The organism is Arthrobacter sp. BE255, assembly GCF_031457335.1.
Classification (GTDB): domain Bacteria; phylum Actinomycetota; class Actinomycetes; order Actinomycetales; family Micrococcaceae; genus Arthrobacter.
This window is the reverse complement of sequence record NZ_JAVDWK010000002.1, coordinates 388,641-401,211: the sequence shown is the minus strand read 5'-3', so window position 1 is coordinate 401,211 and position 12,571 is coordinate 388,641. Positions and strand designations below refer to the sequence as shown.

Sequence of the window (12,571 nt, the reverse complement as noted above, 5' to 3'; positions counted from 1 at the left end):
GCGCGGGTCTTTTGGTGGGACGCCGGAACATATGGGATGGCGGGCACCCGGCAGAACCGCCGGCATGCAAAAACCCAGCCGCCCGGAACTTGTTGCAGTTCCGGGCGGCTGGGTTATTTAATGTGTTTCACTGCCGGCGACTCCGTCAGTAAGGCCTACTCCTTGCCCAGCCCCGCAGCGGACGTTTTCTCCCCGGTGACCTCATTCAGGGCCCGGAGGTCGAAGATGCCGTTGATGTCGGCCTGCTTGGTGGTGCCGGCCTCGACGCCGTCCTTCAGCAGCTTGGGGTACGTTCCGGCCAGCGGATCCACGGTGAACACGATGTTCTTCAGGGACCGCTCGATCACGTCGGCCTTCAGCTCGGCGCCGGCGGCTTCCTTCAGTGCGGCGTTGATGACCTTGGCCTTCTCATCGGCGGCGGCGCTGTTCAGCCACTCCACGGACTTCACGTGCCCCTTGAGCAGGGCCTTCACCGTGTCCGGGTGCTCTGCCGCAAACGTTTTGCTCACGATCAGGATGGTGGTGGGGAATTCGCCGGCCTTGCCGGAGAGCGAACCGTCCCAGAGGTCCTTTTCATCAACCAGGACCTTCGCTCCGGCGGTCAGCACCAGGCGGGAGGCCCAGGGCTCCGGCAGCCACGCGCCGTCGAGCTTTCCGTCCTGGAACAGTTTGAGGGTCTGCGCGTTTTCGGTCGGGTTGATGGCCACGTCGCCGCTGCCGTCAACGTTGGTCTTGTAGCCCTGCGTGGCGAGCCAGGCGCGGAGCGCCACGTCCTGCGTTCCGCCCAGCTGCGGCGAGGCGAGCGTCTTGCCCTTCAGGTCCGCGGCGGAGGTGATCTCCGGGCGGACCACCAGCTGAGCCCCGCCGGCGGCGGCACCGGCGATGATGTTGACCGACTCGCCGCCGCTCTTGACGAAGGAGTTGATGGCAGGGTTGGGGCCGATGTACGTGGCGTCGATGGCGCCGGCGTTCAGGGCCTCGATCGCGGCGGGACCGGCGTTGAAAACCTGCGTGGTGAGCTTGGTGTCGCCCAGTTCCTTGGCGATGTAGCCCTGGCTGACGCCCACCAGGGCGGGTGCGTGGGTGACGTTGCCGAAGTAGCCGAGCTTGAGCTCGGCGGCGGGGTTGCCGGCGGGTGCGGCGGCCTCGGCAGGCGTGCCGGTGCTCGAGGAGTTGTTGCTGTTGACGGCCGATGCCACTGCCACGCCGCCGCCGATCAGGGCCAGGACGCCGGCCACAATGCCGATCTTCAGGCCGAGCGGGCGCTTGGGGGTGGCGGACTGGCCGGCCACGATGCGGGTGGAGCCTTGGGGGTTCTGCGGACTGTTGTCCTGCGGTGTTGTCACGGGGATTCCTTTGTTGGGGCGAGTACTGGAGATGAGATTACGGACGGCCCCCCGGCGCCACAACGGGTCAGGACACGGACGTTCACCGGACGTCGCGGACGCTCAACAGAACGTAGCGCGGCGTCAAAAAACGTCGCGGGGCGTCTTCAAGCGGCTGCGTCCGGCGCCTCCCGGCGGCTGCAGCCCCACGTAGACTGGCAGGATGCGGCTCGTAGCAAGTGACATTGACGGAACGATTCTTGGGCACGACGGAAAGATCAGCGACCGCACCGTCCGGGCCTTCCACGCCTGCCGGGAGGCCGGCGTCGAACTCGTTTTTGTCACCGGACGCCCGCCGCGCTGGCTGCACCCGCTCGAAGAACAGCTGGGCCACACCGGCACCGTGATCTGCTCCAACGGGGCCGTGGTCTGGGATCTGGAGGACAACCGGCTGGTGTCGGCGCGGGCGCTCAGTATCAATGCTGTCCTGGAGATCCGCCGGATCATCAAGGAGCTGCGGCCGGCCGCGCTCTTCGCGGCGGAAACCCTGACCGGCTTCCACCTGGAGCCCGGCTTCATCGAAAACGGCTCCAGCGAACTGCTGGCCGAATTCACGCCGGCCCCGCTGGCCGACACGCTCACGCCGGACGACGCCGTAGTGAAGTTCCTCGCGATCGTCCGCGAAGGCACCCCGGACAGCTTCCTGGCCGAGGTGAAGCCCGCCGTCGAGCACCTGGCCGCCGCCACGCACTCGTCTCCCGGGGTGTCCATGCTGGAACTGTCGCTGCCCGGCGTCAACAAAGCCGTCACCCTGGCCGAATACGCCAAATCCCTGGGCATCAGCGCCGCCGACGTTGTGGCCTTCGGGGACATGCCCAACGACATCGAGATGCTCCGCTGGGCCGGCCACGGCTACGCGATGGCCAGCGGCCACCCTGAGGCGATCCTCGCCGCCGGCCAGCAGGCGCCGCATTTCGACGACGACGGCGTTGCCCAGGTCCTCGAGGCCCGGCTCGCATCGCTCGGGGTAAAGCTTCCCTAGGTACGGCACCGCGTCAGCAGTACCGCTTTTTCACAGCTGGCGCTCACCTGACGTTTACCTTGCCGCCCTACCGTGGGCAGTGGACAACCGATCCGCGGCTAAGGGGACATCATGGCAAGGAACGTCAAGCACGGTGCGGCCGAGGCGCCGCTGCGTCCGGCGGTACCGGAGGCCCACTGGAAGAAGCTGAAGCAGGGCGACCGTGTCCTGGTCCGCCTCACGCCCGGCTTCGAAACCGGCGGCGTCGTGGATGCCATCACCTGGGACCACTCGGCCGTCTGGATAGACCTCGACGGCGGCCGCGGCCGTACGCTGCTGCACTGCAGCGACGGTGTGGAGGTTGTGCTCCGGGAGTAGGCGGTACGCTCGCACTGTGACTGCACCCTCGCCGTTCCTGTACAACGCCGGCCATCCGGTGGCTCTGGCCCACCGCGGCTTCTCGCACGAGGGGCTGGAGAATTCCATGGCGGCGTTCCGCGCCGCCGTCGACCTCGGTTACCGGTACGTGGAAACCGATGTGCACACCACCTCCGACGGCGTCCTGGTGCTTTTCCATGACGAGACGCTGGACCGGGTGACGGACGGCGTCGGCCGGATCTCCGAACTCACCGCCGCCGAGGTTGCTGCAGCGCGGATCGGAGGGCGCGAAACGGTGCCGCTGTTCGACGAGCTGGTGGCCGCGTTGCCCGGCATCCGGCTCAACCTGGACGTGAAAGACTGGCACTCGGTCCGCAGCCTCGCCGCCGCCATCGAACGGCACAGCCTCCACGACCGGGTGCTGGTGGCCAGTTTTTCGGACCGCCGGCGCCGGGCGGTGCTGAAGCTGCTCAGCCGCCCCGTTGCGTCGTCAGCCGGGGTCGCCACGAATACGCTCTTTTTCCTGTTGCGGCCGCTGCCGGCCGCGTGGCTGAGGCGGTTGCTGCGGGGCCCGCTCGGGGATGTCCAGGCACTGCAGGTCCCGGTCAGGTACGGCGGCTTCCGGGTGGCCACGTCCGGCTACGTCCGGCAGGCCCACTCCCTGGGCCTGAAAGTGCACGTGTGGACCATCAACGACCCCGCCGAAATGCGAAGTCTGCTGGATCTCGGCGTGGACGGCATCGTGACTGACCGCGCCGACCTCCTCAAGCAGGTCCTGCTGGAACGGGGGGAGTGGCCGGACAGCTAAGCTTTGTGCGCAGCCGTCAGTGCTTGTCGGTTCTGCCTGACACGCCCTGGGCAACGTTCTCCGAATCGGAGAGCCGGATGAGCCCGTCCGGATCCTTTGCCGTGTTCCAGGCCGCCCATTCCTCGGGCCGCACTGACGGCCGGCCAAGGAGGTAGCCCTGTCCTGCGCTGATGCCAAGATCCGTCAGTACCTGGAGTTCCTCGCGCGTTTCCACGCCTTCGGCCACCAGTTCGGTGCCGATCTGCTCGGCGAAGTCCACCATGCACGCTGCCAGCGCCTGCTGGGTTGGATCAACGTCCACGCCGCTGATGATGTCGCGTCCCAGCTTGATGAAATCGGGACGCAGATGCACCATCCGGCTCAGCGCGCCGGCTCCGGAGTAGGAGTCGTCGATGGCGATGCGCAGGCCGCGCTCGCGCAGCGGAGTAATTGCGGAAATGAAATGCGGGTATTCATCATCCGAAATTCCCTCGGTCAATTCGAGCACAATCCGATTGACCGGAAGATCGATGTGCTCAAACAATTCGGGCAGCCGCGGATCAATGCAGGACGTCGGTGAGACGTTCAGGGAAACGTAGAGGTGTGGCGGGAGGTTAGCGGCGGCGTCAGCAGCGGAGCCCAGCGCAGAGAATTCCAGGTTGGCTCCCAGCCCCACTGAGGCAGCCTCCGCAAACCACAGTTCGGCACCGGCGCCGTCGTCACTGACGAACCGCGAGAGCGCCTCCACCCCCACCACGCTTTTGCTCGCAAGGCCGTAGATCGGCTGGAACGCGGTCATCAGCATCTGGTTTTCCAGCAGGGCGCTGATCCTCGACAGGCTGCGGATGGCATCCAGGCGTTCAAGCAGTTGCGGCGGCATGGCGTTCCGAGGAAACGGTGCGCGGGCGGTGTCCGGGGTTCCGCTGTCCAGGCTGTCCTGTTGCCGGTTCTCCAGCAGGTGTTCCAGGAGCGCCCTTTCAGGTACTCCCGGGTTTTCGTCCAGCCGGTCGCTAAGACGCTGACGTGTAGCTGCCTGGGCGGGGTCGGACCCCGCCAGGACAGCAGCAATTACTCCCCAAGCCTGTACTCGAACCGACATTAACTACGCCCCCAGTTGACGAAGTAATGACCCGTTGGCCCCGTAATTGTTCAATTTCCAGATACCTTCGGAATCAGCAACTTCTGATTAAATCCGATCTCCCACGCAGTGTAATTCTGACACCGCATCATGATCGTATATCGGGCAGGGCAAAAGTACAGCCCTTTTCGCCACTATGGCCTTTTATTGACGGTTGGGAAGGCTCCGGCCACCAGTGCCGGGATATCGTCCGCCGGCAGGGGTTTGCTAAAGAAATAGCCCTGCGCACTCAGGCACCCGAGGTTCCTGAGATGCTCAGCCTGCTCGGCAGTTTCAACACCCTCCCACACGGCTTCCAGTCCGCATGCACGCACCAGCTGCAGGACCGCGGCCACCAGGGCGGGCTGGCTGGGATCGGTGCCCAGTCCGACGATGAGGGAGCGGTCCACCTTGACCCGGTCCACGGGGAGCCGCCGGAGGTAGCTGATGGATGAATAGCCCGTCCCGAAATCGTCGATCTCAATCCCGACGCCCAGGCCGCGCAGCCCGCCCAGTGAATAGCGGTCCAGGTCGTTGCCCTTGACGATGGCCATCTCGGTGAGTTCCAGGACCACCTGTTCAGGCCGGACGCCCGTCTCCTTGAGCACCTCCCGGACATCCTCGATGAACTGGAGGCTCTGCAGGTCGGTGGCAGAGATGTTGATCCGCACCGAGAAACTGCTGTCCACCGCATCGTCCTCCACCCACCGGCGCAGCTGCTCCACGGCGGTGGTGAGGACCCAGCGTCCAAGCTCGGAGATCAGCCCCGCCTCCTCGGCAAGGGGGATGAATTCATCCGGCATGATCCGGCCCCGGGAGGGGTGATTCCACCGGATCAGCGCCTCCACACCTTCGACCCGGCCGGTGGCCAGTTCCACCACGGGCTGGTAGTTCAGCACCAGGCCCTCGCCCTTAAGTGCCAACCGGAGGTCGTCCAACAGCTGGCTGCGGAGCCGGCGAACCAGCAGGAGGCCGGGCTCAAAAATATGGAGCCGGTTCAGGCCCTCGGCCTTGGAGGCGTACATGGCGACGTCGGCCTGCATCAGCATTTCCTCGGGCCCCTGCCCGGTATCCCCGACGCTCAGCCCGACGCTCGCCCCGCAGCGGATGCTCCGGTCGGGCAGCTCGATGGGTTCGTTAAGGGCGGCCAGGATCCGCTGCCCGACGACGGCGGCCTGGTCGGCTCCGGTGGCGGGCATAACGATGGCGAACTCGTCGCCGCCCAGCCGGGCAACAACGTCGGTGGCCCGGACGGCGCCCCGGATGCGCTCGGCCACCGTGATCAGGACCTTGTCCCCGGCTGTATGGCCCTGGGTGTCGTTGATGGACTTGAATGCGTCCAGGTCCAGCAGCAGGATGACAGGAGACAGGGTGTCGCGCGCGCCGTCAGACTGCGCCGACTTCAGCGCCGTCAGCAGCGCCGAACGGTTGGCCAGCCCGGTGAGGGGGTCCTGCATGGCCATTTTCTGCATTTCCAGGTGGGCCTCATGCAGGAGCTTGGTCCGGACCTCCACCCGCTGTTCAAGCTCTTCGTAGATGATCTGCAGGTCCTCGGCGAGGAGGTTGGTGCCCATGATGATGGCATCGAGTTCGTCCCGCGCGGGGGACACCTCAATCCTCGAATTCAGGTCGCCGGAGGCCAGCCGGACAATGCCCTCCAGCAGCTGCGAAAGCCTGGGGTCATTGTCAGCGAACACCTGGATTGCTCCTTCCGGCGATCAGCTTGCCGGGGCCGCGTTGGTGCCCAGCGGCAGGGTCACGGTGACCGTGGTGCCGGCGCCCAGCTCCGAGGCAACGTCAATGCTGCCACCGTGGCGGCTCACGATGTCCTTGGTGATGGCCAGGCCCAGGCCGGTGCCCGGGACTGCCCCGGACATGGCGTTGGAGGCGCGGTAGAAGCGGGTGAAGACGTGGGCGATCTCCTCACTGGAAATCCCCATTCCGGTGTCCGTCACACGGACTGTGGCCCAGCGCGTGCCGTCAGCGGCGGAATGGGCAGAGCTGCCCACATGGATTTTCCCTCCGCCGGGCGTGAACTTGATGGCATTCGAGACCAGGTTGGTGAAAACCTGCTGCAGCTGCACCTCATCCCCCATGAGTTCAGGATCCTCCTGTGCGGGTTCCAGCGCTATGGTGACGTCCTGCAGCGTCGCCAGCGGACGGAGGGCACCTGCCACGATTTCCAGCGTGCGGCCCAGCCGGATCGGCGTCAGGTGCAGCGGGCCGTCCCCGCCGCCGCTGCGGGACACGCTCAGCATGTCCTCGATGAGCATCCGCAGCCGTTCCGTGTTCCGAACCACGATGTCAAGCATCTGGTGGACTTCAGGCGACACAGGATCGGCGGTGCTCTCCTGGATCATGTCCAGGTACGCCATGATCGACGTCAGCGGGGTGCGCAGTTCATGGTTGACGGTGGCCAGGAAGTCCGTCTTGGCCTTGTCCAGCTCCTGCAGCTGCTTGACCACCTGGAGCTGGCTGCTGATCAGGTGGCTTTGGATCAGTCCGTGGGCGCCGTTGCCGGCCACGTGCTGGATGAGTCCCAGTTCGGCGCGTGACCAGGCCCGGGGGCTGTCCAGCAAAGCGATCCACAAAATGCCGAGGGACGAGTTTCCTTCCCCCATGGGCACCACCACCGACGCTTTCGCGTGCAGGTCCTCCAGCGATTTTGGCAGCCTGATGGAGCCGTCCGAGCCGTCCGTAGTCAGGACTTCTGCCCTGGCCCACAGCTGATCCGCAGTGGACCGCGCGGCGGCTTCGTCCTCAAGAGGGCCGGCCCGAAGCGGATCCAGTCCTTGCCGGCTCCACGTCGCGGTAATGGGAGGCACGCGTTCGTCCTCAAACGTGGTCAGCCAGACGTGGTCGGCACCGAACGTTTCGCCAAAGCCGGTCACCACGTAGTCGGCGATCTTCTGTGGATCATTGGTTCCGCGCACGGCGGCCGATACGAGCCGCAGCTGCTCGCGCAGGGCCTCGGCCTCCTGCCGCGCCCGGGTGCGCCGTTCCACGAGGTTGATCAGGGCGGTGGCGCGGTGCACCAGCTCCTTGGCCGCCGGAGGCTTGGCGATGCAGTCACGGACGCCGGATCCCTCGATGGCGGCGATCTCGCCGCTGTCGTCCAGGTCCACCAGCACCAGCACCGGCACACGGCTCTCCCGGGGGGAGAGGGAACTGTCAACGACCAGGACGGAGGGCCGGACGCCGTCGAGCACCGAAAACAGGGTCTCGGCATTTTGGGCCGTGCGGACGAGGTAGCCGGCCGCGCGCAGGGCCTCGGCGCTGGACTCGAGCCGGCCGGCGTCGGGGTCGGCCACCACAGCTGTGCGTTGCATAGCTGTGACAAGGGGTGTGTCCGCTGCCACCATGCTCCCTTCGCTCCTGATTGAGTACATTCTAGGGGGACACTTCGCCGCTGCTACCGCAACGATGCATGGTGCAAGGGATGCGGCTGCTGCCCTGCTTATGACGGACCGCGGCGGCGGCATGACGCCAACAGACGTATTGGTGCCCTGCCCGGTGCCTGCGGGACATATATTTGGACCGTGTCCTCGCCAGCGAAAACCATGCTCTCCGCCCTGCGGAAGTACCTGATGATCCCGAAGCTCATCAGGCTGTCCCGCTCTGCGCCGAAGGACAGGAACGTGGCCTGGGACCGCTACTGGGCGGGAATAGCCAGGACCGGTACGCAGAGCGAAGTGCTCTGGGACTCCGGCAGCGACCATGAGCTCCTCGGTTACGCCGACGTGCTGGGGCGCCACCTTGATCCGATGCTGCCGGTGGTGGACGTCGGGTGCGGCCACGGCAGCTTCACGCGCGCCCTGGCCCAGTTTTTCCCCCGGGCCGTTGGAGTGGATGTGTCCGCCCACGCCGTGGAGCGGGCCCGGGACGGGTCCCACGGGATGGACAATGTCAGCTTCCTCGTGCGCGACATGACCCAGCCAGGTGCCGGTGCAGGAATCGCCGGGAACAGCGATGCCAACGTTTTCATCCGCGGTGTGCTGCACGTGCTCGAACCGGCAGAGCAGGCGGCCCTGGTGGATAACCTGCGGCAACTGGTGGGCAGGCGCGGTGCTGTCTTCCTGGCCGAAACGAACTTCCAGGGCAACCCGGTGGAGTACGTGACCCATCTGGGCGCCACCATGGAGGCCATTCCGGCACCGCTGGAACGGGCCATCCGCGAACTGCCGATGCCCGGCCACTTCGGTCCTGCCGAGCGCAGCAGGGCCTTGCCGCCTGAGGCCTGGGAACTGCTGGAGGACGGCCCCACCACCATCGAAACGAACCCGATGACCGGGGACGCGGCCGCAAGCCTCGTCCCCGGTTACTTCGCGGTCCTGAAGCCCCGGAACTAGGCCCGGTCCGGAACTACGCCCGGGCCAGCAGGCGTTCGACGTCGGCCGGGCCGGGGTACGCGGCCTGCGTCCCCTTCCGCGTGGCGGCCAGCGCGGCCGCAACCGAGGCGAACGCGGCAGCGGCCGCAAGGGGGTCTCCCGCTGCCAGGCGGGCCGCCACGGCACCGGTGAACGCATCACCGGCGCCGGTGGTGTCCACCGCCTTCACCGGGGTGGGCGCAATTTTCGTCACCTTCGCCCCGGCCGCCTGCGAATCCAGGACCACCGAACCGTCCGCGCCCAGGGTGACCAGGACCCGCTGCAGCCCGCGCTCGGCAAAGCGCTCGCGGATCCTGTCCCAGTCGGCGTCGTCCGCTCCGGCACCCGGCATCCCGGACTCCGGCACGTCCCCTGAGCCAAGGAAGAGCGACGCCTCGTGGGCGTTGACCAGCAGGACGTCCGCCAGTTCCGCCAGCTCCCGGCTGATCCCTGCGTAGGGGGAGAGGTTCAGCAGGACGGTGGCGCCGGCGTCGTGCCCCGCGCGTGCCGCGGCCTCCACCGTTTCGGGGCTGACCTCGAGGCAGAGGCAAACCACTGCGGCGCCGTCGAACGCGTCCGCCGCGGCGGCGACGTCCGTGGGGGACAGCGTGCCGTTGGCGCCTGCGGAGATGATGATGTTGTTTTCGCCGTGCCCGTCGACGGCGATGACGGCCACGCCCGTGGGCTCGACGACGCTCCGGACATGGCCCACGTCTACTCCTGCGCCGGCCGCGGAGGACAGCAGCATCCCGCCGTTGGCGTCGTCCCCCACGGCGCCGACGAGGCTCACATCCGCGCCCAGCAGGCTGGCGGCCACGGCCTGGTTGGCGCTCTTGCCGCCCGGGTTGACGGCGAATCCGGTGCCGTGGACTGTCTCGCCCGGCAGGGGGAGACGCTCGCAGTAGATGGTCAGGTCCGCATTCAGGGATCCGACGACGACGATCCTGCCGCCCTTTTCGACGCCGGTGCCCGCTGTTCCGGTGATCATTCGGCCACCTCAGCTTCGACGGGTTTCGGGATCAGCAGCGAGGCGCCGAACGCGGCAACGGTGATGACCAGGCCGGTGACCACGACGGTCAGGTAGGACGCCTTCGCATCCCCGAGCGCCGACGTCGCCACCAGCACGGCCGGGAGGACCAGGAAGCTGAGGCCGGCACCGAGGTTGAAGGCACCCGCGTTCATGCCGGGCAGGAAGCCGGGGTTTCCGGCGGGGGAGAGCACCACGCCGAGGCCGTTGAGCATGATATTGACCGTACCGGCGTACATGATGCCCAGCAAGACCGTTCCGGCGATCATCAGCGGCAGGCTGCTGAGCCCAAAGAACGCGATGATGGCCAGGGCGGCGATGCTGCCCAGCATGCCGATCCGCAGCACCTGCGTGTAGCCGAGCACGGGGGCCAGCCTGCCGCTGATGGGCCCCACCAGCCAGCCGAGCAGGGCGTACGGGGTGAGGATGATCAGCGACATTTCGGTGGGACCGACGCCGAACCCGGGGGCGGCCGCCTGGACGTAGGCGGGGATGATGCCGTTGATCACGGCGAAGATGCCGGTCATGGTCAGGGTGGTGGTCAGCAGCGGCGCCCAGGTGGAGCGCTGGCGCAGGTGCACGGTCTCCACCATGGGCTGCTTCGCGCGGTTCTCCACCGTCCAGAACGCATAAAACGCGACGGCGGCAACGGCCACCAGCCCGATGGCCAGCATCAGCGTGCCGGTGGAGAATGCGCCCACCAGCTTGGAGCCCTCGTTCAAGGCCGTGAGCAGGGCGCCGACGGCCACCACAATGAAGAACACGCCCAGCCAGTCCATGGTGGTACCGGCGGCCGGCTTGCTTTCGCCGGCGAGGAAGGCGATCAGGGCGGTGGCCACCAGCGCCAGGACCACCATGAGCCAGAAGATGCTGCGGAAGCCGAAGTGCTCGGCGAAGTAGCCGCCCACGAACGAGTCCACGCCGGCCACGCCACCGTTGACCGCGGTGATGAGGCCCATGAGCGTGCCGTACTTGCGCGGGTTGCTGACGGCGGAGCGCAGCATGATCAGGCACAGCGGCACGGTGGGGCCGCTGACGCCCTGGATGATGCGGCCCACAAAGAGCCAGGTCACGTCCGGGGCCAGTGCGGCGATGACGGAGCCGACGGCCATCAGGAGCATCATGCCGATCAGGATCTTCTTCCGGCCGATGATGTCGCTCAGGCGCGGCAGGAAGAGGGAGAACAGGGCGGCTGCGGTGAAGAACCAGGTCTGGGAGAGACCGATGACGGCCTGGTCGGTGTTCAGTTCGTTGCCCATGGTGACCAGGGCAGGGCTGAGCATGGAGGCGTTGAGCTGGAACGCCACGCAGGCGGCCAGCAGGGCCACCATCAGTGCGGTGACGTTGCCGCGGGAGGTCTTGGCTTGGGTGAGTGTGGCGGTCATTTACTTGATCCCTCCGGCACCCACGGTGACCGTTTCAGCAACGGTGGCGGCAGCGCCGGCGTCGGGCTCGCCGATCCGGATGAGGGCATCGGTGACGAGGTCCCAGAACCGTCCGTGGTCCAGGTCCACGGCGACGGAGGTATTGCAGTCGGCGGGCGCCGGCGCGCGGAAGTCGGCCACCGTCATGCCGAGGGTCAGCGTGCCCTGCAGTTCGATGTCCACGGGCACCTTCCGGGTGGTGACGATGCTGGGGTCGATCACGTAGGCCACGGCGCAGGGGTCGTGCACCGGCGGGTAGTCGAAGCCCTGGGCATCCTTGTAGGTCTGGGTGAAGAACTCCATCAGTTCCATCACGAACTGCGCCGGTTTGGTGCCGATGGCCGCGATCTTGGCCACGACTTCGGGCGTGGCCAGCGCCTGGTGGGTGAGGTCCAGGCCCACCATCACCACGGGCCACTTCTCGTTGAACACGATGTGCGCGGCTTCGGGGTCGATGATGATGTTGAATTCGGCCACGGCGCTCCAGTTGCCCACGTGGTAACCGCCGCCCATCAGGACAACTTCCTTGACGCGTTCCACAATGCGCGGCTCTTTGCGCGCCGCCATGGCGATGTTGGTGAGGCCGGCGGTGGGCACCAGGGTGACGGTGCCGGGCTCGTGCGCCATGACGGTGTCGATGATGAGGTCGACGGCGTGGCGGGGGTCCAGCTCGATGGCGGACTCGGGCTGGGCGGGGCCGTCCATACCGCTTTCGCCGTGGATGTCGGGTGCGGTTTCGATCGTCCGCACCAGCGGCCGTCCGCAGCCGGCGGCGAACGGAACTCCGGTGATGCCGGCGATGGTGCCCACGGACAGGGCGTTGCGGGTGACCTTCTCGAGGGTCTGGTTGCCCACCACGGTGGTGACGGCCAGCAGCTCGATGTCAGGGTTGCCGTGCGCGAGCAGCAGCGCCACGGCGTCGTCATGCCCGGGGTCGCAGTCCAGGATGATCTTCTTGCGGGTTACGGGGTTGGGGTCCACGTTGGTCTCCACGTCATTGGGGGCCTGCCAGGGGCAGGGTGCTAGCAGGAGGCTAAAGCAATCAATGGAGATCATGGCATCTCCACCACAGCTGCGTCAAGCGCTTAACGTAAAACCCGTCAAGCGCTTGATGCCTTGCAGGGC

General features: G+C 66.8%; 11 protein-coding genes. 4 read left to right on the top strand and 7 right to left on the bottom strand.

The window, feature by feature from the left end:
* Positions 1 to 155: 155 nt before the first annotated feature.
* Positions 156 to 1,346 carry an ABC transporter substrate-binding protein gene (locus J2X42_RS05045; RefSeq protein WP_310162835.1) on the bottom strand — a complete coding sequence of 397 codons (1,191 nt, stop codon included), beginning with the start codon at positions 1,344 to 1,346 and terminating at the stop codon, positions 156 to 158.
* Between the two features lie 202 nt (positions 1,347 to 1,548).
* On the opposite strand from J2X42_RS05045, the gene J2X42_RS05040 reads away from it, so the two are divergent.
* From J2X42_RS05040 to J2X42_RS05030, 3 genes are all read left to right on the top strand, one after another.
* Positions 1,549 to 2,367, top strand: coding sequence for an HAD family hydrolase (locus tag J2X42_RS05040; protein WP_310162833.1), 819 nt, complete (start codon positions 1,549 to 1,551; stop codon positions 2,365 to 2,367).
* A 111-nt stretch (positions 2,368 to 2,478) separates the two neighbouring features.
* Positions 2,479 to 2,724, top strand: a complete 246-nt coding sequence (locus tag J2X42_RS05035; protein ID WP_310162832.1) for a hypothetical protein — start codon at positions 2,479 to 2,481, stop codon at positions 2,722 to 2,724.
* Positions 2,725 to 2,740: 16 nt separating this feature from the next.
* Positions 2,741 to 3,532, top strand: a complete 792-nt coding sequence (locus tag J2X42_RS05030) for a glycerophosphodiester phosphodiesterase (RefSeq protein ID WP_310162830.1) — start codon at positions 2,741 to 2,743, stop codon at positions 3,530 to 3,532.
* Positions 3,533 to 3,548: 16 nt separating this feature from the next.
* Here the strand turns inward: J2X42_RS05030 and J2X42_RS05025 are convergent, their stop codons facing one another.
* From J2X42_RS05025 to J2X42_RS05015, 3 genes are all read right to left on the bottom strand, one after another.
* Positions 3,549 to 4,610, bottom strand: a complete 1,062-nt coding sequence (locus J2X42_RS05025) for an EAL domain-containing protein (protein WP_310162829.1) — start codon at positions 4,608 to 4,610, stop codon at positions 3,549 to 3,551.
* 173 nt (positions 4,611 to 4,783) lie between these two features.
* Complete coding sequence (locus J2X42_RS05020) at positions 4,784 to 6,325, bottom strand: EAL domain-containing protein (protein WP_310162827.1); 1,542 nt, start codon at positions 6,323 to 6,325, stop codon at positions 4,784 to 4,786.
* Between the two features lie 21 nt (positions 6,326 to 6,346).
* Positions 6,347 to 7,957, bottom strand: a complete 1,611-nt coding sequence (locus tag J2X42_RS05015) for an ATP-binding protein (RefSeq protein WP_310162825.1) — start codon at positions 7,955 to 7,957, stop codon at positions 6,347 to 6,349.
* Between the two features lie 231 nt (positions 7,958 to 8,188).
* Here J2X42_RS05015 and J2X42_RS05010 point away from each other — a divergent pair, with 231 nt between their 5' ends.
* Positions 8,189 to 8,977: a class I SAM-dependent methyltransferase gene (locus J2X42_RS05010; RefSeq protein WP_310163359.1), complete on the top strand. Its 789-nt coding sequence runs from the start codon at positions 8,189 to 8,191 to the stop codon at positions 8,975 to 8,977.
* Positions 8,978 to 8,990: 13 nt separating this feature from the next.
* Here J2X42_RS05010 and J2X42_RS05005 read toward each other — a convergent pair whose 3' ends face one another.
* The 3 genes from J2X42_RS05005 to J2X42_RS04995 are packed head-to-tail and all read right to left on the bottom strand — an operon-like array spanning position 8,991 to position 12,439.
* Complete coding sequence (locus J2X42_RS05005; protein WP_310162824.1) at positions 8,991 to 9,983, bottom strand: ribokinase; 993 nt, start codon at positions 9,981 to 9,983, stop codon at positions 8,991 to 8,993.
* Entirely contained in the window at positions 9,980 to 11,407 is a 1,428-nt protein-coding gene (locus J2X42_RS05000) for an MFS transporter (RefSeq protein ID WP_310162823.1), read from the bottom strand. Before J2X42_RS05000 ends, J2X42_RS05005 begins: the two co-directional genes overlap by 4 nt.
* Entirely contained in the window at positions 11,408 to 12,439 is a 1,032-nt protein-coding gene (locus J2X42_RS04995) for a nucleoside hydrolase (RefSeq protein ID WP_310163357.1), read from the bottom strand.
* Between the last annotated feature and the right edge of the window lie 132 nt (positions 12,440 to 12,571).

What these genes read in the sequence shown, in the direction of transcription:
- J2X42_RS05005 (WP_310162824.1), bottom strand. Translation starts at nt 9,983, where the DNA reads ATGATCACCGGAACAGCGGGCACCGGCGTCGAAAAGGGCGGCAGGATC.
- J2X42_RS05010 (WP_310163359.1), top strand. Translation starts at nt 8,189, where the DNA reads ATGCTCTCCGCCCTGCGGAAGTACCTGATGATCCCGAAGCTCATCAGG.
- J2X42_RS05025 (WP_310162829.1), bottom strand. Translation starts at nt 4,610, where the DNA reads ATGTCGGTTCGAGTACAGGCTTGGGGAGTAATTGCTGCTGTCCTGGCG.
- J2X42_RS05000 (WP_310162823.1), bottom strand. Translation starts at nt 11,407, where the DNA reads ATGACCGCCACACTCACCCAAGCCAAGACCTCCCGCGGCAACGTCACC.
- J2X42_RS05040 (WP_310162833.1), top strand. Translation starts at nt 1,549, where the DNA reads ATGCGGCTCGTAGCAAGTGACATTGACGGAACGATTCTTGGGCACGAC.
- J2X42_RS05015 (WP_310162825.1), bottom strand. Translation starts at nt 7,957, where the DNA reads ATGCAACGCACAGCTGTGGTGGCCGACCCCGACGCCGGCCGGCTCGAG.
- J2X42_RS05035 (WP_310162832.1), top strand. Translation starts at nt 2,479, where the DNA reads ATGGCAAGGAACGTCAAGCACGGTGCGGCCGAGGCGCCGCTGCGTCCG.